This window comes from Actinotalea ferrariae (genome assembly GCF_019733465.1).
GTDB lineage: Bacteria > Actinomycetota > Actinomycetes > Actinomycetales > Cellulomonadaceae > Actinotalea > Actinotalea ferrariae_A.
In genome coordinates, this window is the sequence record NZ_JACVQL010000057.1 from 13,415 (window position 1) to 34,945 (window position 21,531).

Sequence of the window (21,531 nt, forward strand, 5' to 3'; positions counted from 1 at the left end):
CCCGTACCGCTCCGCCGTGCGAACGCGATGTCAGTACCGACGGGGCACGGCCCCGCGCACACGAGGGGCGGTGGACGCGTGGCTTCGCTCTGGGCCAGGTTCCTCGCCGCCGGCGCGCTCGTCGTCGTCGTCCAGTGGTTCCTGCCGTACGGCCTGCTCGGCGACAGCATCATCGTGGCCGCGGGTGCGGCCGGCGTCGTGGCGATGGTCGTGGGCGTGCGCCGGTACCGGCCCGCACGTCCCCTGCCGTGGTACCTCATGGCGGCCGGCGTGGCGTTCTGGGCCACGGGTGACGGCCTGTGGACCGTCTTCGACCACGTGCTGGGCATCGACCCCTTCCCGTCGGGCGCGGACGTCGCCTACCTCGTCGCCTACCCGCTCTTCGGCGTCGGCCTGCACCTCCTCGCGCGCGGCAAGGGGCGTGCGACCGACCGCAGCGCGCTGCTCGACGCGCTCATCGTCGCGGTCTCGGTCGGCCTCGTGCTGTGGGTCGTCTTCATCGCGCCGACCTGGACGGACGCGGAGGGCAGCACGCTGGGGCGGTTCGTCGGCGTCGCCTACCCGATCGGCGACCTGGTCCTCGTGACCCAGCTCGCCCACCTGACCGCCGCGCGCACGTCCCGCACTCCCGCGCTGCGCCTCCTCGGGGTCGGGTTCGTCGTCATCTTCGTCGCCGACCTGCTGTTCCAGGCCGCCGCGTACGTCCCCGTCCTCGACGAGAACATCGGGTGGCTCGACCCGCTGTGGATGCTCGCGTACCTCTTCTGGGGTGCTGCCGCGCTGCACCCGTCGCTCCGGGCGACGGGCGAGCACGAGCGCGGACCGCAGCACACCCTCACGCCGCGCCGTGTCGCCTACCTCGCCCTCGCCGTCGCGGTGCTGCCCGGGCTTGTGCTCGTCGAGCGGTCGATGGGCCTGCGGGAGCACAACACCGAGGTGACGTTCGCGTCCCTGCCGCTCATCGCGCTCGTCATCGCGCGCATGCTCGGGATGGTGCGGCGCATGCAGGAGCAGGCGGACCGGCTGGCGCACCTCGCCGACACCGACTTCCTCACCGGGCTCGAGAACGCGCGCCGCCTGTCCTCGCGGGTCGACGCTCTCATCCGACCGGCAGCGGGCGGCTCGCCGCAGAGCGTGGCGCTGCTCCTCGTCGCCGTGGAGCGCTTCACCGAGATCAACGACACGCTCGGCCTGCGCACGGGCGACCAGCTGCTGCGCGCCGTCGGCGCTCGCCTCACCACGGCGGTGGACGCCGACGGCGTCGTCGCGCGCCTGGGCGGCGAGTCCTTCGGCATCCTGCTGCCGGGTGTGGCCTCGGGTCAGCGCGCCGCCGAGCGCGCGGCGGAGGTCCGCGCGGCCTTCGAGGAGCCGTTCCACCTGCCCGAGCTCACGGTCACGGTCGACGTCGCCGTCGGCATCGCGCTCGCCCCGGGCGACGCCGGGACCGCAGCGGACCTCCTCCAGCGCGCCGATGTCGCACTCTCGGCGGCGCGCGAGCGGCGCGACCTCGTCGCCTCGTACGCCGAGCAGATGCACAGCGGCGGTCCACTCACGCCGGTCCTCATGAGCGAGCTGCTCGCCGCGCTCGAGCAGGACCACGTCGTCGTGCACTTCCAGCCGCAGGTCGAGCTCCGCAGCGGACGGGTGCTGGGCGTCGAGGCGCTCGTGCGCTGGGAGCACCCGGTGCACGGCATGCTCGGCCCGCTCGCCTTCGTGCCGGCGGCCGAGCGCACCGGGCTCATCCGCCAGCTGACCCTGCACGTGCTGGACCGCTCGCTGGCCCAGGCCGCCGCGTGGCGGGCCGACGGTCGCACGATCTCCGTCTCGGTGAACCTGTCCGTGCGCAACCTCCTCGACCCGCACTTCGTCGAGGACGTGCGTGCGGCGCTCGAGCGGCACCGCATCCCGGCCCGCCAGCTCGAGCTCGAGGTCACCGAGACGATGGCGATGCTCGACCCGCACAGGTCCGTCGAGGTGCTCGGCGCGCTCGACGCGCTCGGTGTCACGCTCTCGGTCGACGACTACGGCACGGGCTACTCGTCGCTGGCCTACCTCCAGCGGCTCCCGCTCCAGCGGCTCAAGATCGACCGGTCCTTCGTGGCCGGTGTGGTCACCGACGACGCGAGCGCGGCGATCGTGCGGTCGACCATCGAGCTCGCCCGCCACCTCGGCCTCTCGGTGGTCGCCGAGGGCGTGGAGGACGACGAGACGATGCTGGCCCTGCTCGGCATGCGGTGCTTCGCCGCCCAGGGCTTCGGGCTCGGCCGGCCGGTGCCGGCCGACCGCATCCCGGCGATGATCGACGAGATCGAGGGTCGCGTGGCCGGCGTCGTCGGCGCGCGCGTGCCCGTCCAGCGCGGGGCCTGAGCGCCCGGAACGACGCCGGGCACGTCACCTCACGCGGACGGGCCTCCCAGCACGCCCCGGTCGCGTCAGTACGCGACCGTGAAGCGGCTGCGCCGGTGCGCCGGCTGCTCGACCTCGTCGACGATCGCGATCGCGAGGTCCTCCCCGGACAGGTGGGAACCACCCTCGTCGTCGGTGAGCAGCACGTCGTCGCCGACCCGGAACCGGCCCGTCCGCTCGCCCGGTGCGTAGGCGCCGAAGCCGGCCGCGGGGCTGACGTAGAACCAGTCGAGGCTCTCGGGGCGGCTCCTCAGCTCCTCCAGGACGCCGTCCATGATCTGCGCCTCGGCGAGGAAGGGTGCCGGGAAGGCGTCCGTCTCGAGCAGCTTGGGCCCGCCGGGCGCGACGAGCAGGGAGCCGGCCCCGCCGACGACGCCGAGCCGCACGCCGGCCGCGTCGGCCCTGGCCGCCAGGTCGCCGAGGATCCCCGCGAGCACCGGCTCGAGCTCACCGCGCGGCGGGACGGTCGTGACGACGACGTCGGTGTCCGCCGCCACCGAGTCCAGCAGGGCAGGGTCCGTCACGTCGCCCGTCTCGTAGGAGACGCCGGGCACCGGCTCCGCGGGCGTGTGCCGGCTGAACGACCTGACCTCGTGCCCTCGGGCCGCCGCCTCGCGGACGAGGTGCGTCCCTGCGTAACCCGTGCCGCCCAGGACCGTGATGCGCGCCATGCGTGACCTCCTCGATGGGGTGCGCGGCGATGACGTGCCGCGTCGATCGACACCCTAGGCATGCGCTCGGCCGGCGGGCGTGGGCGTCCCGCGAAGGGCTGACCTGTCGGCGTCGTCGTGCCGGTGCCCCCCGCGGCACGTACGTTGGCTCGCATGACCGGCGCTCCTCGAACGACCGGGACCACGGGGCGCGCCCGCGGTCCGCACGCGACCCGCGTCCTCGTCGAGCGCGAGCGCGTCACGGTCGAGGGTCACGATCTGTGGCTCACCCGCCTGGGTCCCGCCGACGGCGGTACGGCCGCGCCCGTGGTCCTCGTGCACGGGATCGGCGTCTCGGGCCGCTACTTCGAGCCGCTCGCGCACGAGCTCGCGCTCGAGGGCCCCGTGCTGGTCCCGGACCTGCCCGGCTTCGGCCCCAGCCCCCGGCCCGACGAGCCCCTCGGCATCGCCGACCACGCGCGCGTGCTCGTCGAGCTGGTGCGCCGGGAGGGGTGGGACTCCGCCCCGGTCCTCGTCGGCCACTCGATGGGTACCCAGGTCGTCACGGAAGCCGCCGCCGCGGTGCCCGACCTCGCGGCCGGCGTCGTCCTCATCGGGCCCGTCGCGGAGCCGGGCCGGCGCTCCGCCGTGCGCCAGGGGTGGCGCCTGCTGCGCGACACCCGGCACGAGACCCCGCGCGCCAACTGGGTCGTGCTCACCGACTACCTGCGCACCGGTCTGCGCTGGTACCTCGCGACGCTGCCGCACATGCTGGACTACCCGCTCGAGGAACGCATCGGCGACGTGACCCAGCCGGTCCTCCTGCTCCGCGGCGAGAACGACCCCATCGCCCCGCCCGGGTACGTCGAGCGACTCGCCGCACGTGCCCGCGACGGACGCGTCGACGAGGTGCCCGGCGCCGGTCACGTCGTGATGATGCGCCGCCCGCGCGCCGCTGCCGCGATGTGCCGGAGCCTCCGGTGACCCCCGGGGCCGCAGCAGCGCGCGCGGTGCGGTTCGTCGCGCCCCATGCGCGCCACGCGTGGTGGCGCACGCTCGACTACGCGTACGTGCTCGTGCGCCAGGCCGAGGGCGCGCTGCGCCGCGGCGGTGCCGAGGCGTACCTGGAGGGCAGCACCCCGCCCGACGTCGTCCTCGTGCCCGGCGTCTACGAGAGCTGGCCGTTCATGCGGCCCATCGCCCAGCTCCTGCACGGCCACGGGCACGCGGTGCACGTGCTGCCCGCGCTCGGGTACAACATCGGGCCCGTGCCCGCGGCGGCCTCGGTGCTCGGCGCCTACCTGACCGCGCACGACCTGCGCGACGTCGTCGTCGTCGCGCACAGCAAGGGAGGTCTGATCGGCAAGCGCGCCATGCTGCGCGAGGACCCCGACGGGCGGATCCGCTCGATGGTCGCGATCAACACCCCGTTCGCGGGGTCGGCCTACGCGCGCTGGATCCCGCTCGCCTCGCTGCGCATCTTCCGGCCCGACGACGCGACCCTGCTCGAGCTCGGCGCCGAGCAGGAGGTCAACAGCCGCATCACGTCGGTGTACGCGCCGTGGGACCCCCACATCCCGGGCGGGAGCGTGCTGCCGGGCGCCGCGAACGTGGAGCTCGAGACGCCCGGCCACTTCCGCCCGCTGGCGGACCCACGGCTCGAGCGCGTGCTCCTCGCCGCCGTCCGGGGCGAGGGCGGCCAGCCGTCCGAGCCGCCCGCGGGGGCGGAGTCGTCCGGGGCGTGACCGTGCGCCCGGCGCGAGCCGTCGTCGGCCGACGCATGATTCGGCCAGCCTCACCTTGCTGGCGGACCTCGGCCGGCGTGCCTAGCGTCGGGCCATGGGAACCGAGCGGGACGTGACGGCCGCCGAGCGGCGGGCCGTGCCTGCTGACGAGCCCCACACGAACGGGCTGCAGGCCCGGCTCAACTGGCTCCGCGCGGGCGTGCTGGGCGCCAACGACGGGATCATCTCGACGGCCGGCGTCGTGGTCGGCGTCGCGGCGGCGACCGCGCACGCGCAGTCGATCCTCGTCGCGGGCGTGGCGAGCCTCGTGGCCGGCGCGGTCTCCATGGCGCTGGGGGAGTACGTCTCCGTGAGCAGCCAGCGCGACACCGAGCGGGCGCTCATCGCGCTCGAGCGCCGCGAGCTCGCGGAGGACCCGGAGGGCGAGCTCCTCGAGCTCGCCGAGATCTACGAGGCGAAGGGTCTCTCGCCCGCGACGGCGCGGCAGGTCGCGATCGAGCTGACGGCCGACGACGCCCTCGCCGCGCACGTCGAGGCCGAGCTGGGCCTCGACCCGGACGAGCGGACCAACCCCTGGCACGCCGCGCTCGCGTCGGCGGTCGCCTTCACGGTCGGTGCGCTGCTGCCGCTGATCGCCGTCGTGCTCGCGCCGCCCGCGGTGCGCATCCCCGTGACCTTCGCGGCCGTCGTCGTCGCGCTCGCCCTCACCGGCACGATCAGCGCGCGGCTCGGACGGGCGCGGCGGCTGCGCGCCGTCGTGCGCCTCATCCTCGGCGGTGCGCTCGCGATGGGCATCACGTTCGGCATCGGCGCCCTCCTCGGCGCGACGGTCGTCGGCTGACCAGGAGGCGAGCGCCCCGGTTCGAGGTCCAGGGCGCGCCACCTGTCCTTGCCCGTGAACTGCTCGCGGGCCTTGGATGTCGTCACAGGGACGAAGCGATGCGAGGGGGCTTGCGGTCGTGCGCGAGCAGACGTACGCGATACCTGAGAACGAGGACCTTGCTCACGCAGGTTCTCGGCGAACAACCGAACGCTCCGGCAGGCTCCTCGTCGTCATCTCGCTCGTCGTCGCGCTACCGAACATGGTCCTCGCGGCCCTCATGCCGGTGATCGGTATGCTGATTGCACTCGGCACGGCGAGCGTCGGCGCCACCCTCATGCTCAAGGGACGGGAGCGAGGCTGGGCGGCAGCGCTTCTCGCCGTGAGCGGGCTGGCGATCCTCGTGTCTCTCGCCGTCATGCTCTTCCTCCTCCCGGCAGAGGTGCGGCCGATCGGTACCAGCACCCCGATCCCGGTGGGATGAACCCGACGGCGTCCCGTCGTGGCGGACCTGCCGGCCGGCGAGGCAGCGCTTCGGTGGTGAGGTTGCGTCAGCATGCGACGCCAGGTCACCAGTAAGCGGCCCGGCGGGAGCGCAGGGCCACAGAGCGGCCCGATGCCTCAGGCGCTCGCGCGCAGGATGAGCCGCGGCTCGTAGAGGATCGGCTCCGGCGGCACGTCCTCGCCCGCGAGCAGGGCCATGAGCATGCGGCCGGCGCGCGCGACCATCTCGCCGAGCGGCTGCGCCACCGTGCTCAGCGGCGGGTCCGTGGTCTCGGCGACGCCGATGTCGTCGAACCCGAAGACGGCGACGTCGTGGGGCACCGAGCGACCGCGCTGCGTGAGCTGGGTCAGGCCTCCCGACGCCATGAGGTCGGACGCCACGAAGATCGCGTCCAGGTCCGGGTGCGCCTCGATGAGCCGGGCGGTCGCCTCCGCCCCGCCGCGCGCCGTGAAGTCGCCGTGCACGACGGCGTCGTCGGGCAGGCCCGCGCCCTGCAGCGCCTGCCGCCAGCCGTCGAGGCGGTCGACGCCCGCCGTCATGTCGGGCGGACCCGCGACCGTGCCGATGCGACGGCGGCCGGTCCGGAGCAGGTGCTCGGTCGCCATCCGCGCGCCCGCGGTGTGGTCGACGTCGACGTAGTACGGGGTGACGACGTCGAGCGGCCGGCCGAGGAAGACGCACGGGATGCCCGAGGCGACGAGCTCGCGGTTCAGCGCGTCGTCGCGGTGGTGGGAGGCGACGACCGCGCCGTCCACGTGCCCCTGCGTGAGGTAGCGCGACGCGCGTTCGGTGCTCGCGCCGCGGCGCGCGATGACGAGCAGCATCTGCAGGTCGGAGTCGTCGAGCGCGAGGCTCAGCCCGTTGACGATCCCGCCGAAGAACGGGTCGGTGAGGAGCCGCGCGTTCGGCTCGGGCACCACGAGCGCCACCGACCCCGTGCGTCGCGTCGCGAGGTTGCGCGCCACGGGGTTGGGGACGAAGCCCAGCTCGGCGATCGCCGCCTCGACGGCGGCCCGGGTCTGGGGGCTCACGAGGTGCCCTCCGTTGATGACCCGGGACGCCGTCGCGCGGGAGACACCGGCGACCGCCGCCACCTGGCGGATCGTCGGTGCCCCACGCCGTGCGAGGGCGTTGTTCATGGTCACGCGCGAACCGTACCGCCGAGGGGTACCGCCCCGGTGGCGATGGCGCGCGCGTAAGTTCGGGCACTTGACTTAGGGGTGCGCGCCTGCGTCTCGAAGTCCACCCGCACGATCCCGAACCGCTTCTCGTAGCCGTACGCCCACTCGAAGTTGTCGAGCAGCGACCACGCGAAGTACCCGCGGACGTCCGCGCCGGCCGCGACCGCGTCCGACACCGCGGCCAGGTGCTGGACGAGGTAGTCCGTGCGCTCGACGTCGTCGACCTCCCCGTCCGGGCCGACCTCGTCGTCGAACGCCGAGCCGTTCTCGGTGACGTACAGCGGGATGCCTGCCGGGCCGGTGTAGTCCCGGTGCAGCCGCACGAGGAGGCGCTCGAGTCCCTCGGGCTGGACCTCCCAGTCCATCGCCGTGCGCGGGAGCCCGCGCGAGACGGGGTAGGCGTCGACGACCCCGACGCTGGGGTTGCTCAGCGGGCGCTCCACGGGTGCGCCGTTGGGCATGACCTCCGTCGGCTCGGGCGCGTGCCCCGTGACCGCCGTCCCGGTGTAGTAGTTGACGCCCAGGAAGTCGATCGGCGTGCCGATCACCTCGAGGTCGCCGTCGCGCACGGGCAGGGCGGTCCCGACGGCGGCGAGCGCGTCGATCGCGTCCTGCGGGTACGCGCCGAGCACGACCGGCTCCACGAACACGCGGTTCGCCATGGTGTCGGAGAGCGCCGCGGCACGCACGTCCGCCTCGTCGGACGGGTCCACCGGGTCGGGGACCGTGAAGTTGAGCGTGATGCCCAGCTGGGCGGTCGGGTCGACCGCGCGCAGCTCCTGGACCACGCGACCGTGCGCGAGCAGCAGGTGGTGGAGCGCGGACACGGCGGCCTGCGGCTCCTGGCGGCCCGGTGCGTGCTGACCGCCCGCGTACCCGAGGAACGCGCTGCACCACGGCTCGTTGAGCGTGGTCCAGTGGCGCACCCGGTCGCCGAGCGCGCCGTGGACGGCGAGCGCGTACTCCGTGAAGTGGTCGACGACGTCGCGCGACGTCCACCCGCCGCGGTCCTCGAGCCACTGGGGGAGATCCCAGTGGTACAGCGTGAGCCACGGCGTGATGCCGCGCTCGAGCAGGCCGTCGACGAGGCGCGAGTAGAAGTCCAGGCCGCGCTGCTCGATCCGGCCCGGCTCGGGCACGATGCGCGGCCACGCGGTCGAGAAGCGGTAGGCGTCCAGCCCCAGCTCGGCCATGAGCGCGACGTCCTCGGGCCAGCGGTGGTAGTGGTCGCACGCCACCTCGCCCGTGTCGCCGCCGACGACGGCGCCGGGCACGCGGCAGAAGGTGTCCCAGATGGAGTCGGTGCGCCCGTCGGCGCTCGTCGCGCCCTCGATCTGGAAGGCAGCGGTGGCTGCTCCCCAGACGAAGCCGCCGGGGAGGTCGAGAGGGTGGCTCATCCCTTCACCGCTCCCTGCATGATGCCCGAGACCAGCTGCCGGCCGGCGACGGCGAACAGCAGGATGAGCGGGATGGTCGCCGCGACGACACCAGCCATGATCAACGCGTAGTCCTTGAAGTAGGAGGCCTGCAGCAGCTGCAGCGCCACGGGGAGCGTCGGGTTGGTGGACCCGAGCACGATGAACGGCCAGAAGAACGAGGTCCACGACCCGACGAAGGTGAAGAGCGCGAGCATCGCGGCAGCCGGGCGGGCCGCCGGGATGGCGACGTGCCAGAAGGTGCGGATCATCGAGCACCCGTCGACGCGCGCCGCCTCGATGAGCTCGTAGGGGAGCGCCTCCTCGAGGTACTGCGACATCCAGAACACGCCGAAGGCCGTGACGAGGCCCGGCACGATCACCGCGACGAGCTTGCCCGTCCACTCGAGCTTCGACATGACGATGAACAGCGGCACGATGCCCAGCTGGGCGGGGACCGCCATCGTCGCGATGATGAAGACCAGCAGCGGCCGGCGGCCGCGGAAGCGCAGCTTGGCGAACGCGAAGCCTGCGAGCGTCGCGAAGAACACGACGGACACCGACGTGACGACGGCCACGATGATGCTGTTGCCGACGGCCTCCCAGAACTTGATGTCCGAGGAGATGACGCGGCCGATGTTGTCGAACAGGTTCGGCCCCGGGATGAGCGAGGGGACCGGGTTCTGCGCGATCGTCGCCGAGTCCGAGGACGCGAGCAGGAAGGCGTAGTAGATCGGGTAGGCCGAGATCGCGAGGACCAGGCCGAGCAGCGTGTACGTGATCCAGCCGGGCCGACGGTTGACGCCGGCGCCGCCGAGGTTGCGCTTGCGCGCCGCCGCACGGGCGGCACCACGGCCGGCCGTCTGGGCGATCATGGGGACCGAGCTCATCGGAGGCCACCCTTCTCGATGTTGCGGGCGGCGCTGCGCGCGGCGGCCCGGCTGCGCCGGCGGCTCTCGCTGCCGGGCTGGGCGGTGGACGCGATGCGTCGCGTGATGGCGAAGTTGATGAGGCCGATCACCACGATGATGAGGAAGAGGATCCACGCGACGGCGGCCGCTCGGCCGAAGCTCTTCTGGGCGCCCCAGCCGAGCTCGTAGAGGAACATCGTCACGGTCATCCACTGCCGGTCCGCGCCGCCCTGGCCGAGCTGGTCGAACATGCGCGGCTCGTCGAAGATCTGCAGGCCGCCGATGGTCGACGTGATGACCACGAAGATCACCGTCGGCCGCAGCAGCGGCACCGTGACCGAGAAGAACTGCCGCACGCGCGAGGCGCCGTCGATCACCGAGGCCTCGTACAGGTCGCGCGGGATCGCCTGCATCGCGGCGAGGAAGATGAGCGCGTTGTAGCCGGTCCACCGGAAGTTGACCATCGTCGCGATGGCGACGTGGCTCGACAGCGGGTCGGCGTGCCAGCGGATCGGGCCGATGCCGACGGTCCCCAGCAGGCTGTTGATCATGCCGGCCTGGTCGGCGAAGAGGCGCGAGAAGATCAGCGCGACGGCGACGGGCGCGACGACGTAGGGCAGCAGGACGCCCATCCGCCAGAAGGTCTTGGCGCGCAGGTTCGCGTCGAGCACCGCCGCGATGACGATGGCCGCGATGACCTGGGGCACGGAGGACAGCAGGAAGATGCTGAACGTGTTGCGCAGCGCGGTCATGAACCGCGGCTGCTGCACGACGTCGAGGTAGTTCTGGACGCCGACGAACTCACCCTGGCCGCCGATCAGGTGCCAGTCGTGCACCGAGACGTACGCCGTGTAGATCAGCGGGAAGAGCCCGACGACGGCGAACACCAGGAAGAACGGCGAGATGTAGAGGTACGGCGAGACCTTGACGTCGAGCCGGCCGAGGAGGTTGCGCCGACGCTGGCGCGGGTCCTCGGGGGGCGCGTCGTGGGCGGGCACCCGCCGGGTGCGGTCAGGCACGCCCGGCTCGGTCCCGACGGGGACGGTGACTGACACGGGAACTCCAGGGTGGGGGAGGCGACGTCGTGCTGGTCGCCGGGCGGGCTTGCCGGGTGGCCGGTGGCGGGCGGTCCGGTGAGGTGCCGGGCCGGGGCGTCAGGGCCCCGGCCCGGCGCCTGTCACTGCGGGTCGGTCGCTGCGGCTCGGTGGCTGCAGCTGGGACACCGCGGGTCGATCACTGCAGGCCGAGCTCCTGGAAGGCCTGGAGCGTCTTCTCCCACGACGACGCCGGGTCGTCCGTCTGGTCGACGTCGACGCGGGTCAGGCCGTCCGCGACCGTGGTGTGGATGGCGAAGTAGTTCGCACCCTTGAACGGCGTCGCCGTCACGGCCTCGGCGCGGTTGGCGAGGATCTCGCCGGTCGGCGCGTTGTTGAAGAACTCGTTCGTCGCGCTCAGCAGGTCCTCGGACTCGAGGGCCGCGACCTGGCTCGGGAACGTGCCCTTCGAGTTGAACGCCTTGATCTGCTGCTCGGGCGCCGTCAGCCACGCGGCGAGCGCCTTGGCCTCCTCCGGGTGCTCCGACTGGGTCGGGACCGTCAGGTACGAGCCGCCCCAGTTGCCGCCGCCGCCGGGGAAGACGTCGGCGATGTCCCAGCCGGTGACGCCGGCCGCGTTGCCCTCGATGATGCCGAGCATCCAGCCCGGGCACGCCATCGTCGCGAAGTTGCCGCTCTGGAAGGCGGCGAACCAGTCGTCGCTCCACTGGGCGAGGTGGGCCGAGAGCTCGCGGTCGACGCTCGCCTCGAGCACCGTGTAGTACAGGTCCTCGACCTCGGAGCCCTCGAGGCCGATGACGGTGCCGTCGTCCTCCTCGTAGGCGTTCTCGAGCTGGTTGACCATGGCCTGGTAGGTCGCGCCGGCCGAGTCGAACCAGGCGGAGTCGGAGCTCGCGACGAACTGCTCACCGACGGTGAAGTAGTTCTCCCAGTCGCCCTCGAGGAGGGTGGCGACCTCGGCACGGTCCGTGGGCAGGCCCGCGGCGGCGAAGAGGTCGGACCGGTAGCAGATCGCCTCCGGGCCGATGTCCGTGCCGTAGCCCATGAGCATGCCGTCGGCGGTGGTGGCGGCGTCGACCTTCCAGTCGAGCCAGCGACCCTCGACCTCGGGGTCGCTCAGGTCGACGAACTTGTCCGAGAACTGCATGAGCTCGGTGAGCCAGTCGACCTCGATCGCCTCGATGTCGGCGAGGCCGGAGCCCGCCGCGAGCCGGGTGTTGAGGTTGTCACGGGCCTCGTTGGCCGTGGCCGCCTTCTTGTGCTCGACCGTGATGTTCGGGTGGAGCTCCATGTACTCCTCGACGAGCTCCTCGTAGCCGAACTCGTTGAAGGTGGCGACCGTGAGGGTGATCTCCTCGGTGGACTCGCCGCCCTCCGACTCGCCGCCCTCGCCGGTCTCGGTGCCGTCGCCGCCGCCGCAGGCGCTGGCGACCAGCGCCATGCCTGCGACTCCCGCGGTGAGCGCGAGCGTCCGCTTCCTGGTGGTGCGCACTGGTGACTCCTTCGTCGTCTCGGGCGGCTGCGGTGCCGCCCCGTCAAGGGACCGCGCTCGGGGGAGCGGGCCATCGCGTGCGTCCTGATCTGAGACCGGTCTCACCCGGTTTGCTGCGATGCCTCCCAGAATGTCTGGGACCGGTCTCATCGGATGTGCACACCGTGGCCCGGGCCGCTGAGACGTGTCAACCGGCGTGATCCGATCGTGACCTCGCCCTCGCCTGGCATCACCCGTCCGGGTGCGGGGACCCTCGTGCCGCAGGTCGCGCGGCCGCGGCGGGTCGGGAGCGGTGGAGCCCGTCTCGGCGCGACAGGCGGCCGCGGCCGGGTGATCCTCGGGGGATGAACCAGCACGTGGCCGTCGCGCCGCCGGCCGCGGCGGACCCTGCCGCGCCGCGCCCCGACGGCCCGCAGGAGGCCGAGGGCCTGCACGCGGCGTCGGACGGCGCCGGTCGGCTCCTCGACGGCGTCGGCGGCGGTGTCGCGGCGGTGGTCGAGCGCGTCGCCCGGTGGCGCGGGTCCAAGCCCATGCACCCGAAGGGTGCGCTGCTGCGGGCGCGGCTCGACCGGGCCGGCGGCGCGGCGTCCGGCGTCGCGTGGATCGACGAGCCCGGGCACGACGACGTCGCCGTGCGCTTCTCGCGCGGTGGCGGCCTGCCCGACGGCTGGCCCGACGTCCACGGGCTCGCCCTGCGGACCCCTGACGGCGCCGACCTGCTCCTGTCGACGAGCGGCCGCGCGATCGGGCTGCGGCACGGGCTCGCGCTCCAGCGCGTCGTCGGCCGCGGCAGCTACACGTCGATCATGCCGTTCCGTACGGAGCGCGGGCCGGTCATGCTCGCGGCGCTGCCGGACCCGGAGCGCGACCTGCCGACGGACCCGGCTGCGCTCGCCGACGAGCTCGGCGCGCGACCGTGGCGCCTGACGCTCGTGTGGGCGCCGTTCCTCGGCGCCTGGCGGGCGTTCGGGTCGCTCGAGGTGTCCGGGCGGGCCCGTGACGAGATCGACCCGCCCGTCCGGTTCGAGCCGCTCGCCCCGCCCGTCGGTCTCGCGGTGTACCCGTGGGTCGCGCGGGTGCGCGAGCCGGCCTACCTCGCCGCGCGCCGCGGCTTCCCGACGCCCACCAGCCCGCAGCCCTGAGGGAGACGACGATGGCCCACCACCGCACCGACGAGCACGCGAGCGAGAAGTCCGACGCGCCGCACCCCGACCACCCGAGCAAGCCGGACTCGCCCGCCGACCTCACCAAGCCGTCGTGGGGCTACGTCCTCAAGAAGACGCTGCGCGAGTTCAACCGGGACCAGTGCACCGACCTCGCGGCCGCGCTGACGTACTACGCGGTGCTCGCCCTGGCGCCCGCGGCGCTCGCGCTCGTGTCGCTGCTCGGCGTGTTCGGCGACGGCGACCAGATCGTCGAGGACGTCATGGCGACAGCCCAGGACATGGCTCCTGGGCTGGACCTCGACACCGTCAAGCCCATCGTGGAGAACCTCGCCTCGCAGCAGGGCGCGGGGCTCGCCCTCCTCCTGGGTCTCCTCATCGCGCTGTGGTCGGCGTCGGGCTACGTCAACGCCTTCAGCCGGGCGATGAACCGGATGTACGAGATCGACGAGGGCCGGCCGATCTGGAAGCTGCGGCCGTGGATGCTCCTCATCACCCTGGTCACGCTCGTGCTGGTCGCGATCATCTGCGCGGCACTGGTGCTGTCCGGTCCGGTCGCCGAGGCGATCGGTGGGGCCGTCGGCCTGAGCGAGCAGGCGGTGACGATCTGGAACATCGCGAAGTGGCCCGTCATCGTGCTGCTCGTCGCGCTGACGGTGGCGATCCTGTACTGGGGGACGCCCAACGTGCGCCAGCCGAAGTTCCGGTGGATCAGCGTCGGGGCGTTCGTGTTCCTCATCGTCTGGGCGATCGCGACCGTTGCGTTCGGGTTCTACGTCACCAACTTCAGCAGCTACAACGAGACGTACGGGTCGCTCGCGGGCGTCATCGTCTTCCTCCTGTGGTTGTGGATCACCAACAACGCGCTGCTCTTCGGTGCCGAGCTCGACGCCGAGCTCGAGCGGGGCCGTGAGCTGCAGGCGGGGATCAAGGCGGAAGAGACCATCCAGCTCCCGCCGCGCGACACCAAGGCGAGCGACAAGAAGCAGAAGCAGCACGAGGAGGACATCGCCAAGGGCCGCGAGCTGCGCGAGTCGAACGGTCGCGACGCCGACCCGGACGACACCTCTGCGGGCGCCTCGACCGGGCGCGACCAGGACGGTCGCCGGGCGCGTCGCTGACGCCCGGCGACGGCGGACGACGCGCGGACCGGCCAGGCCCCCGAGCCGCCGGTCCGCGCGTCATCACGGCCGCCCGACCCTGCCGCCTCGACGCGCGGCGGGCGCCGCGGCGCGGTAGGACAGGGGGGACCGAACGACCGACCCCGAGCAGAGGAGCGCCTCCGGATGGAGCACTTCACGATCGCGACCGTCGCCGAGCAGAGCCCGGACTTCCGCAGGGTCCTGTGGACCGGCGAGCACACGCAGCTGGTCATCATGACCATCCCGCCGGGCGGTGAGATCGGCGAGGAGGTCCACGAGGACATCGACCAGATCCTCACCTTCGTCAGCGGGGTCGGCGAAGCCGTCGTCTCGGGGCAGAAGCGCAAGGTCGTCGCCGGTGACCTCGTCGTCGTCCCGGCCGGGAAGAAGCACAACTTCCTCAACACGGGTGAGAACCCGCTGATCCTCTACACGGTCTACGGCCCGCCCGAGCACGCCGACGGCGCGGTGCACGCGACCAAGGAGGAGGCCGACGCCGCCGAGGAGGCCGGCGAGGACGAGCCGCCCACCGCGGACTGACCCCTCGGGCACGCAGACGGGAGCGTCCCGGCCCTGACACGCGAGCGTGTCGGGCCGGGACGCTCCGGTCTGTCAGGGTGCGGGGACCGGTCCGTCAGGACTCGGAGGTCTCGCCCTCGACGCCCTCGTCGTCGTTGTCGGTGACGTCCTCGAAGTCGAAGCCGGACTGCTCGCAGCCCTCGCGCAGCGCGTCGGCGTCGACCGTGAAGCGACCCCGCATGTCCGGCCCGATCCGCTCGGAGTCGGCGTTCGAGACGGGCGGGTCGACGGTCGAGCGGATGGGCTCGGACTCCGAGCTCGCGGCGGACGCGGCGACGGCGTCCATGAGGTCGTCGCGCTCGTCGCCGTCGGCCCGCTCGGCCGCGACCAGGTCACGGCACGCGACGAAGCCCATCGGGTCGTCGTGCGCGAGGTCGAAGCCGCTCGAGAAGCTGTTGACGTCGTTGTCGGAGCTGCAGGCTCCGAGCGTCAGGAGCAGGGGCAGCGTGGCGGCGGCGATCACGGGGCGCAGGCGTCGTCGGTCCATGTGATCAGTAAAGGACCCGCCCGCAGGAGCCGCGACCGGGCGACGGGTCCTGCGGCCCGTCGCACGGGGCGCCGTCGCCGGCCGACCGGCTCAGCCCGGCCGCCTCCGTGCGCCGCCTCAGCCCGCCGTGACTTCCGCGAGGCGGCGGGCGAGGTGCTCGCGCTCGGCGTCGTTCGTCACGAGCCGCAGCGCGTCCCGGTACGCCGCCGCGGCCTCGTCGTCCCGCCCGAGGCGCCGCAGCAGGTCCGCGCGGGTCGCCGGTAGCAGGTGGTACGCGTCGAGCACGCCCTCGGCCGCGAGCCCGTCCACGAGGACGAGCCCTTGCTCGGGACCGTGCGCCATCGCGACCGCGATCGCACGGTTCAGCGCCACGAACGGCGAAGCCGTCGTGCGGGCGAGCTCGTCGTAGCTCGCGACGATCGCCTCCCAGTCGGTCGCCGCCGCTGACGGCGCCGTCGTGTGCTCGCCGGCGATCGCGGCCTGCAGCGTGTACGGCCCCGGCCCATCGCCGCTGCGCCGACGCGCGCGCGAGAGGAGGGCGTCGGCCTCCTCGGCCAGCGCGACGTCCCACGCGGAACGGTCCTGCTGGTCGAGCGGGACGAGCCGGCCCGCGGCGTCCGTGCGCGACGTCCGCCGGGCGTCGTGGAACAGCATGAGCGCGAGCAGCCCGAGCACCTCGGGCTCGTCCGGCATGAGGGTCGCGAGCAGCCGGCCGAGCCGGACGGCCTCCGCGGTGAGGTCCGCCCGCAGCAGCCCGCCGCGCGTCGCCACGTACCCCTCGGTGAAGAGCAGGTAGACGACGGCGAGCACGCCGCCGAGCCGCTCGGGGAGGGCATGCGCGGGTGGGACCCGGTACGGGATCCGGGCGGTCGAGATCTTCTGCCTCGCGCGGACGAGTCGCTTCGACATCGCGGCCTCCGCGAGGCCGAACGCGCGGGCCACCTCCTCGACCGTGAGCCCGCAGACCGTGCGCAGGGTGAGGGCGACCTGGGTCTCGGGTGACAAGGCCGGGTGGCAGCACGTGAAGACCAGGCGCAGGCGGTCGTCACCGAGGTCGTCGCGGCTCGTCGGCTCGTCGGCGGACGTGAGCCGGCGGTCCAGGTCCACGGCCACCTCCTCGACGGTTCGGCGTTCGGTTCCTGCGCGGCGCAGGCGGTCCAGCGCCCGACGCCTGGCCACCGTGAGCAGCCACGCGCCGGGACGCTGGGGGACGCCGTCGCGCGGCCAGGTGCGTGCGGCCGCGACGAAGGCGTCCTGCGCGCAGTCCTCGGCGAGCGCCCAGTCGCCGGTGACCCGGATGAGGAGCGCCACCAGGCGCGGCCACTCCTGCGCGAAGGCGGCGCCGACGGCGTCGTCGGGAGAGGTCATGGGCGCGCTCCGGCGGTCAGGCGTCCGGGAACGGCCACACGGCTCGCAGCTCGATCGTCCCGAACCGCGCGGCGGGGTGGGCGGCGGCGACCGCGATGGCCTCGTCCAGGTCCGCGGTCTCGAGGAGGTCGAAGCCGCCGATCTGCTCGCGAGCCTCGGCGAACGGTCCGTCGGTGATCAGGGTGCGGCCGCCGCGGACCTGCACGGCCGTGGCCTCCTCGGCGGGCCGGAGCCGGTCGCCCGTCATGCGGATGCCGCGGGACTCGACGTCCGCCACCCACGCGCTCGGGTCGGCGTCGGGGCCGGGGTCGGGGGCGTCGGGGTCGACGCGGACGAACATCAGGTAGCGCATGGATCCTCCTCGGTGGTGGCGCGACCGGCGGTGGCACCGGGACGCACGGACACCCTCATGACGCGGGCCGGGGCGTCACGAGGACATCCTGGCCGTGCACGGCGTCGTGACCTGCGTCACATCACCGAGCGACGGTGCCGTCGTGCCCGGGCGGCTGACGCGGACGCGCCGGCGGGACCGGCGAGCGGGGCCGGCCGACGACGCGCGGAGTGGTGCTGCGGTAGCGCTCGTACGCGTCGCCGAACCGCTCGAGCAGGAGGCGTTCCTCGAGACGGGTCTTGCGGTCGAGCACCGCGACGAGCGCGACCCACGCCAGCAGGGGCTCCGGCCGCCGGCGCAGGACGGCCGCGCCGGCGGACGCGAGCGCGAGGGCCGCGTAGATCGGGTGGCGGCTGGTCGCGTACGGACCCGTGACGAGCAGGACGGCGCCGTCGGGTGGCTGGACGTGCGGGGTGAGGCGCGAGCCGTGCTCGCGCGCCGCCCAGGCGGCGAACGTCCCACCGAGGGCCACGGCAGCGGCAGCCGAGACCGCGACGACGCGGGAGAGGCGCCAGCGTGCGCGTCCCGGCCAGCCCAGCGCCGCGACCGCGCCGAGCTGTGCGACGACGAGCCGGTCCCCGGGTCCCACCATCGGCCCAGGATGGTCGACGGCACGCAGGCTGTCGACGTCGGGGAACGCAAGAGGAGTTGCGCAGCGATCGTTGCGCAACAATTCTTGCGCAAGAACTGTTGCGGGAGTACCGTCGTGGGCATGAGCCAGGACGACCAGATCCGCACCACCGACCCGGAGCGCATCCGCGCGCTGGCCCACCCCGTGCGGCTCGAGCTGCTCGAGGCGCTCGACGACCTCGGCGAGGCCACCGCGACGCAGTGCGCGGAGCGCCTGGGGGAGACGGTCGCCAACTGCTCCTTCCACCTGCGCGTCCTCGCCAAGGCCGGCTTCATCGAGCCGGCGGCGGCGCGCGGCCGCGAGAAGCCGTGGCGTCCGACGAGCCCCGGCGGCCGGCAGATGAGCATCGAGCCCGGCAACCCGGCCTCGCGGCACGCCGTGGCGGAGGTCGCGTCGCTCTCGATGACCCGCGAGGTCGAGCGCGTGCGCGCGTTCATCCAGGAGCAGCCCGACCCGCCCGCCGGGTGGGAGGACACGGTGACCGTGACGACGTCGTCCTTCTGGGCGACGGCCGACGAGCTGCGCGAGCTCGTCGCGCAGATCCACGAGGTCACCGAGCGGTTCGCCGGCCGCTCGCGCGACGCCGCACTGCGGCCGGAGGGTGCGCGTCCGGCGCGGCTCTTCGCGACCGTCAACCCCGACAGCTTCCCCGAGACCACCTCCGCCGCGTCCTCGACCGACGCGCCCGACCTGAAGGCGACGTCATGACCACGCACCGCATCGAGATCCGCACGCCGGCGCTGCCGCTGCCGACGCTCACCATGCCGACCCTCACCATGCCGACCGTCACCATGCCGACGGTCACCATGCCGAGGGTCGCACGGCCCGCCATGCGGCTGCGCCGCCTGCGCGCCGTGCTGGTCCTCCAGCTCTCGTCGGGCGAGCCCGGCGTCGTCGACCGGCGTCCGCACGAGCGCGCGCTGGCCGCCGCGACGGACCGCCTCGAGCAGCACCGCAGCGCCGCCCACGCGGCACGCCTCGGCGCCCTCTGACGCCGGCCCGCCGAGGCCCACGGTTCTGGAACGGATGCGACGCCCAGGCGTCGCCTTCGTTCCAGAACCAGCAGGGAGGCGGCGGCGGGCCCAGGGACCTTGGTCCCGGGTCGGCGGGTGGCGGGTTTCTACGGTTGAGGGGTGAGAAACCCCGGGCGGCTCGCGCTCCTCGTGCCGGGCGGCATCGCGCTGCTCGCCGGGCTCGACGCCGCCCTGGTCCTCCTCGGCCTGCCCGCACCGGTCACGACCGACCGGCTGCCGCAGGTGCACGGGCCGCTGCTCGTCCTCGGATTCGTCGGCACGGTGATCGCGCTCGAGCGCGCCGTCGCGCTGCGCCGCAGGTGGGGCTTCCTCGCGCCAGGTCTGCTCGGGCTCGGCGCGCTCGTCGTGCTCACGCCCGCACCGGTCGCCGTCGGGCAGGGCCTCCTCGTCGTGGGTACGTCCGCGCAGCTCGCGGTCTACGCGGCGCTGTGGCGCCGGCAGGAGTCGGCGGCCCTCGGGCTCCAGGCGCTGGGCGCGGTGCTCGCCTGCGGCGGCGCGCTCCTGTGGTGGGCGGGTGCGCCGGTCCCGGCGGCGCTGCCGTGGTTCGTGGGGTTCCTCGTCCTGACGATCGCGGGGGAGCGGCTCGAGCTCGCGCGCGTCGGCTTCCTCCCGGCGTCGGCCGAGCGCGCGATCGGCGCCGCGGGGGTCGCGGCTTTCGCCGCCGTCGTCGGCACGGTGCTGCGGCCCGCGGCCGCGACGCCCCTGCTGGGGCTCGCGCTGCTGGCGCTCGTCGGGCTGCTCCTGGCGCACGACGTCGCCCGGCGGACCGTGCGCAGCGCGGGTCTGCCGCGGTTCGCGGCCTGGTGCCTCCTCGCCGGCTACGGCTGGCTGATCGTCGCCGGCGGGGTGTGGGCGCTCCTCGGCCCCGTCACGGAGGGTCCGGCGTACGACGCCGCGGTCCACGCGGTGTTCCTCGGGTTCACCCTGTCGATGATCATGGCGCACGCGCCCGTCATCCTGCCGGCGGTCCTCGGGGTCGCGGTGCCGTACGGACCCGGGCTCTACGGACCTGCGGCGCTGCTGCACGCCTCGCTCCTCCTGCGCGTCGTCGGCGGCGACCTGCGCGGCGAGCCGTGGGCGCTCGCGACGGGCGGGGCGCTCAACGTCGTCGCCGTTCTGCTGTTCGTGGCGCTCGTGGTGCGTGCCGCCGTGCGCGCGCGTCGGCCCCTCGCGGGACGTCGGGTCGGCGATGGGCAGACTCCGTTTCAGCACGGTGACGCGTCGGCCGGTGAAGCCTTCGCCGACGACGTCGTCCCTGTGCCCGCGTCCGAGGCCCGCTCGTGAGGGCGCGCTGGCACGTGCGCGTCAACGCGCTGGTCGTCGCGTGGGCGCTCGTGGCGGCCGCGGTCGCGGTCGCGCACCGGGCCGTGCCGGCGGCGCCCTGGCTCATGGTGCACCTGCTGCTGCTCGGTGCGGTGAGCACGGCGATCCTCATCTGGAGCGCGCACTTCGCGGAGGCCGTCCGGCGCCGCCCCCTGCCCGGCGGGCCGCGTGGGCAGGCGGCACGTCTCGCCGGCCACACCGTCGGGGCGCTGCTCGTGGTCGCGGGCCTGCTCGCGGAGCGCTGGCCGCTCGTGGCCACGGGCGCGCTCGCCGTCGGCGCCGTCGCCGTCTGGCACGCGGTGACGCTCGTGCGGCAGGGCCGCGGCGCGATGGGTGTGCGGCTCGGCTTCACCGCGTGGTACTTCGTCGCGGCGGCCGGGGCGATGGCCGTGGGCGCGGGTCTCGGGGCGCTGCTCGCCCGCGCCGACCTCGCCGGCACCGGCGCGGCACGCGCCTACGTCGCGCACGTCGTCGTGATGATGCTCGGCTGGGTGGGGCTCACGGTCGTCGGCACGCTCGTGACGCTGTGGCCGACGATGCTGCGGGTCCAGCTCGCCCCGGACGCGACGACGGCCGCGCGGCACGGGCTCGCGGTGCTCGGTACCGGGCTCCTCGTCGTCGTCGCGGGCGCCGCGGTCGGGTCGCTGCCCACCGCGGGCGCGGGCGTGGCGGTCTACGGCCTCGGTCTGCTGCGGACGACGTGGCCGCTGCTCGTCGAGGCGCGGCGTCGCGCGCCGGACACGTTCGCCTCCCGGTCGGTCGCGGCGGCCTGGCTCTGGCTGCTCCTCGTCGTGGCGGTGTGGTCCGGGCAGCTGCTCACGGCGCCGGGCTGGGCGCAGGCGCAGGCGGCGCTCGGCGCCGCGGTCGGGCTGCTCGTCGTCGGCTTCGCGGCGCAGGTGCTCGCCGGGTCGCTGTGCCACCTCGGGCCGATGGTGGTCGGCGGAGGCCCCGCCGCGGTCCGCGCGTCCCGCGCCCTCGTCGAGCGCGGCGGGACCGCGAGGCTCGTGCTCACCAACGGTGGGCTCGCGGTCTACCTCGTCGCCGAGCCGAGCCTCGTGCGCGTCGGCACCTCGATGCTCGTGCTGGGTGCGCTCATCGCGACGCCCTTCCTGCTCGTGCGGACCGCGCTCGCCGCGCGTCGTCGGCCGCGGAACCCTGCGCCCGCGATGCCGCCGGTCGAGCTGCTCACGGCGCGACGTCGGCCCGGCGGGCCGGGGCTGGCCGCCGCCGGCG

At 74.0% G+C, this 21,531-nt stretch carries 21 protein-coding genes and 1 pseudogene; 12 read left to right on the forward strand and 10 right to left on the reverse strand.

The window, feature by feature from the left end:
* Positions 1-78: 78 nt before the first annotated feature.
* The gene (locus ICW40_RS21440) at positions 79-2,367 is read left to right on the forward strand and encodes a putative bifunctional diguanylate cyclase/phosphodiesterase (protein WP_221652814.1); all 2,289 of its coding nucleotides are present in this window, start codon (positions 79-81) and stop codon (positions 2,365-2,367) included.
* Positions 2,368-2,432: 65 nt separating this feature from the next.
* Here the strand turns inward: ICW40_RS21440 and ICW40_RS05415 are convergent, their stop codons facing one another.
* Positions 2,433-3,077: an NAD(P)-dependent oxidoreductase gene (locus ICW40_RS05415; protein WP_221652815.1), complete on the reverse strand. Its 645-nt coding sequence runs from the start codon at positions 3,075-3,077 to the stop codon at positions 2,433-2,435.
* A gap of 153 nt (positions 3,078-3,230) precedes the next feature.
* On the opposite strand from ICW40_RS05415, the gene ICW40_RS05420 reads away from it, so the two are divergent.
* The 4 genes from ICW40_RS05420 (at position 3,231) to ICW40_RS05435 (ending at position 6,105) form a co-directional block, all read left to right on the forward strand.
* On the forward strand, positions 3,231-4,040 hold the full coding sequence (locus ICW40_RS05420) for an alpha/beta fold hydrolase (protein ID WP_221652816.1): 810 nt from the start codon (positions 3,231-3,233) through the stop codon (positions 4,038-4,040).
* Complete coding sequence (locus tag ICW40_RS05425) at positions 4,037-4,801, forward strand: esterase/lipase family protein (protein WP_221652817.1); 765 nt, start codon at positions 4,037-4,039, stop codon at positions 4,799-4,801. The genes ICW40_RS05420 and ICW40_RS05425 overlap by 4 nt, the downstream gene beginning before the upstream one ends.
* Positions 4,802-4,895: 94 nt before the next feature.
* Positions 4,896-5,642, forward strand: coding sequence for a VIT1/CCC1 transporter family protein (locus ICW40_RS05430; RefSeq protein WP_221652818.1), 747 nt, complete (start codon positions 4,896-4,898; stop codon positions 5,640-5,642).
* 118 nt (positions 5,643-5,760) lie between these two features.
* Positions 5,761-6,105, forward strand: a complete 345-nt coding sequence (locus ICW40_RS05435) for a hypothetical protein (RefSeq protein WP_221652819.1) — start codon at positions 5,761-5,763, stop codon at positions 6,103-6,105.
* Between the two features lie 137 nt (positions 6,106-6,242).
* Here the strand turns inward: ICW40_RS05435 and ICW40_RS05440 are convergent, their stop codons facing one another.
* The 5 genes from ICW40_RS05440 to ICW40_RS05460 all read right to left on the reverse strand — a co-directional run bounded on the left by ICW40_RS05440 (position 6,243) and on the right by ICW40_RS05460 (position 12,180).
* Positions 6,243-7,265: a LacI family DNA-binding transcriptional regulator gene (locus ICW40_RS05440; RefSeq protein ID WP_221652832.1), complete on the reverse strand. Its 1,023-nt coding sequence runs from the start codon at positions 7,263-7,265 to the stop codon at positions 6,243-6,245.
* Between the two features lie 2 nt (positions 7,266-7,267).
* Positions 7,268-8,704 carry a GH1 family beta-glucosidase gene (locus ICW40_RS05445; RefSeq protein WP_221652820.1) on the reverse strand — a complete coding sequence of 479 codons (1,437 nt, stop codon included), beginning with the start codon at positions 8,702-8,704 and terminating at the stop codon, positions 7,268-7,270.
* Positions 8,701-9,612: a carbohydrate ABC transporter permease gene (locus ICW40_RS05450; RefSeq protein WP_221652821.1), complete on the reverse strand. Its 912-nt coding sequence runs from the start codon at positions 9,610-9,612 to the stop codon at positions 8,701-8,703. Before ICW40_RS05450 ends, ICW40_RS05445 begins: the two co-directional genes overlap by 4 nt.
* Positions 9,609-10,688, reverse strand: coding sequence for a carbohydrate ABC transporter permease (locus tag ICW40_RS05455; RefSeq protein ID WP_374199132.1), 1,080 nt, complete (start codon positions 10,686-10,688; stop codon positions 9,609-9,611). Before ICW40_RS05455 ends, ICW40_RS05450 begins: the two co-directional genes overlap by 4 nt.
* 178 nt (positions 10,689-10,866) lie before the next feature.
* On the reverse strand, positions 10,867-12,180 hold the full coding sequence (locus ICW40_RS05460) for an ABC transporter substrate-binding protein (RefSeq protein ID WP_308121644.1): 1,314 nt from the start codon (positions 12,178-12,180) through the stop codon (positions 10,867-10,869).
* Between the two features lie 344 nt (positions 12,181-12,524).
* Here ICW40_RS05460 and ICW40_RS05465 point away from each other — a divergent pair, with 344 nt between their 5' ends.
* The 3 genes from ICW40_RS05465 to ICW40_RS05475 all read left to right on the forward strand — a co-directional run bounded on the left by ICW40_RS05465 (position 12,525) and on the right by ICW40_RS05475 (position 15,025).
* Positions 12,525-13,322 (forward strand): hypothetical protein, encoded by a 798-nt coding sequence (locus tag ICW40_RS05465; protein WP_221652822.1) that lies wholly within the window; start codon positions 12,525-12,527, stop codon positions 13,320-13,322.
* Positions 13,323-13,333: 11 nt separating this feature from the next.
* On the forward strand, positions 13,334-14,464 hold the full coding sequence (locus ICW40_RS05470) for a YihY/virulence factor BrkB family protein (RefSeq protein ID WP_221652823.1): 1,131 nt from the start codon (positions 13,334-13,336) through the stop codon (positions 14,462-14,464).
* 165 nt (positions 14,465-14,629) lie between these two features.
* Entirely contained in the window at positions 14,630-15,025 is a 396-nt protein-coding gene (locus ICW40_RS05475) for a cupin domain-containing protein (RefSeq protein WP_221652824.1), read from the forward strand.
* Positions 15,026-15,119: 94 nt separating this feature from the next.
* Here the strand turns inward: ICW40_RS05475 and ICW40_RS05480 are convergent, their stop codons facing one another.
* The 4 genes from ICW40_RS05480 to ICW40_RS05495 form a co-directional block, all read right to left on the reverse strand.
* Entirely contained in the window at positions 15,120-15,551 is a 432-nt protein-coding gene (locus tag ICW40_RS05480; protein WP_221652825.1) for a hypothetical protein, read from the reverse strand.
* A gap of 117 nt (positions 15,552-15,668) precedes the next feature.
* Entirely contained in the window at positions 15,669-16,919 is a 1,251-nt protein-coding gene (locus ICW40_RS05485) for an RNA polymerase sigma factor (protein WP_221652826.1), read from the reverse strand.
* A gap of 16 nt (positions 16,920-16,935) precedes the next feature.
* Positions 16,936-17,271 carry a YciI family protein gene (locus ICW40_RS05490; protein WP_221652827.1) on the reverse strand — a complete coding sequence of 112 codons (336 nt, stop codon included), beginning with the start codon at positions 17,269-17,271 and terminating at the stop codon, positions 16,936-16,938.
* A 121-nt stretch (positions 17,272-17,392) separates the two neighbouring features.
* Positions 17,393-17,902, reverse strand: a complete 510-nt coding sequence (locus ICW40_RS05495; protein ID WP_221652828.1) for a methyltransferase family protein — start codon at positions 17,900-17,902, stop codon at positions 17,393-17,395.
* A gap of 120 nt (positions 17,903-18,022) precedes the next feature.
* On the opposite strand from ICW40_RS05495, the gene ICW40_RS05500 reads away from it, so the two are divergent.
* The 4 genes and pseudogenes from ICW40_RS05500 to ICW40_RS05515 form a co-directional block, all read left to right on the forward strand.
* Positions 18,023-18,649 carry a winged helix-turn-helix domain-containing protein gene (locus ICW40_RS05500; RefSeq protein ID WP_221652829.1) on the forward strand — a complete coding sequence of 209 codons (627 nt, stop codon included), beginning with the start codon at positions 18,023-18,025 and terminating at the stop codon, positions 18,647-18,649.
* The gene (locus tag ICW40_RS05505) at positions 18,646-18,933 is read left to right on the forward strand and encodes a hypothetical protein (protein WP_221652830.1); all 288 of its coding nucleotides are present in this window, start codon (positions 18,646-18,648) and stop codon (positions 18,931-18,933) included. The genes ICW40_RS05500 and ICW40_RS05505 overlap by 4 nt, the downstream gene beginning before the upstream one ends.
* 141 nt (positions 18,934-19,074) lie before the next feature.
* Positions 19,075-20,259 (forward strand): hypothetical protein, encoded by a 1,185-nt coding sequence (locus ICW40_RS05510; RefSeq protein ID WP_221652831.1) that lies wholly within the window; start codon positions 19,075-19,077, stop codon positions 20,257-20,259.
* A pseudogene (locus ICW40_RS05515) lies at positions 20,256-21,531 on the forward strand (multicopper oxidase domain-containing protein); the annotation flags it as partial. The gene ICW40_RS05510 and the pseudogene ICW40_RS05515, both read left to right, overlap by 4 nt.

Coding starts and splice junctions, on each gene's coding strand:
- ICW40_RS05415 (WP_221652815.1), bottom strand. CDS start 3,077: ATGGCGCGCATCACGGTCCTGGGCGGCACGGGTTACGCAGGGACGCAC.
- ICW40_RS05420 (WP_221652816.1), top strand. CDS start 3,231: ATGACCGGCGCTCCTCGAACGACCGGGACCACGGGGCGCGCCCGCGGT.
- ICW40_RS05430 (WP_221652818.1), top strand. CDS start 4,896: ATGGGAACCGAGCGGGACGTGACGGCCGCCGAGCGGCGGGCCGTGCCT.
- ICW40_RS05440 (WP_221652832.1), bottom strand. CDS start 7,265: ATGAACAACGCCCTCGCACGGCGTGGGGCACCGACGATCCGCCAGGTG.
- ICW40_RS05445 (WP_221652820.1), bottom strand. CDS start 8,704: ATGAGCCACCCTCTCGACCTCCCCGGCGGCTTCGTCTGGGGAGCAGCC.
- ICW40_RS05450 (WP_221652821.1), bottom strand. CDS start 9,612: ATGAGCTCGGTCCCCATGATCGCCCAGACGGCCGGCCGTGGTGCCGCC.
- ICW40_RS05465 (WP_221652822.1), top strand. CDS start 12,525: ATGAACCAGCACGTGGCCGTCGCGCCGCCGGCCGCGGCGGACCCTGCC.
- ICW40_RS05470 (WP_221652823.1), top strand. CDS start 13,334: ATGGCCCACCACCGCACCGACGAGCACGCGAGCGAGAAGTCCGACGCG.
- ICW40_RS05475 (WP_221652824.1), top strand. CDS start 14,630: ATGGAGCACTTCACGATCGCGACCGTCGCCGAGCAGAGCCCGGACTTC.
- ICW40_RS05480 (WP_221652825.1), bottom strand. CDS start 15,551: ATGGACCGACGACGCCTGCGCCCCGTGATCGCCGCCGCCACGCTGCCC.
- ICW40_RS05485 (WP_221652826.1), bottom strand. CDS start 16,919: ATGACCTCTCCCGACGACGCCGTCGGCGCCGCCTTCGCGCAGGAGTGG.
- ICW40_RS05490 (WP_221652827.1), bottom strand. CDS start 17,271: ATGCGCTACCTGATGTTCGTCCGCGTCGACCCCGACGCCCCCGACCCC.
- ICW40_RS05495 (WP_221652828.1), bottom strand. CDS start 17,902: ATGGTGGGACCCGGGGACCGGCTCGTCGTCGCACAGCTCGGCGCGGTC.
- ICW40_RS05500 (WP_221652829.1), top strand. CDS start 18,023: ATGAGCCAGGACGACCAGATCCGCACCACCGACCCGGAGCGCATCCGC.
- ICW40_RS05505 (WP_221652830.1), top strand. CDS start 18,646: ATGACCACGCACCGCATCGAGATCCGCACGCCGGCGCTGCCGCTGCCG.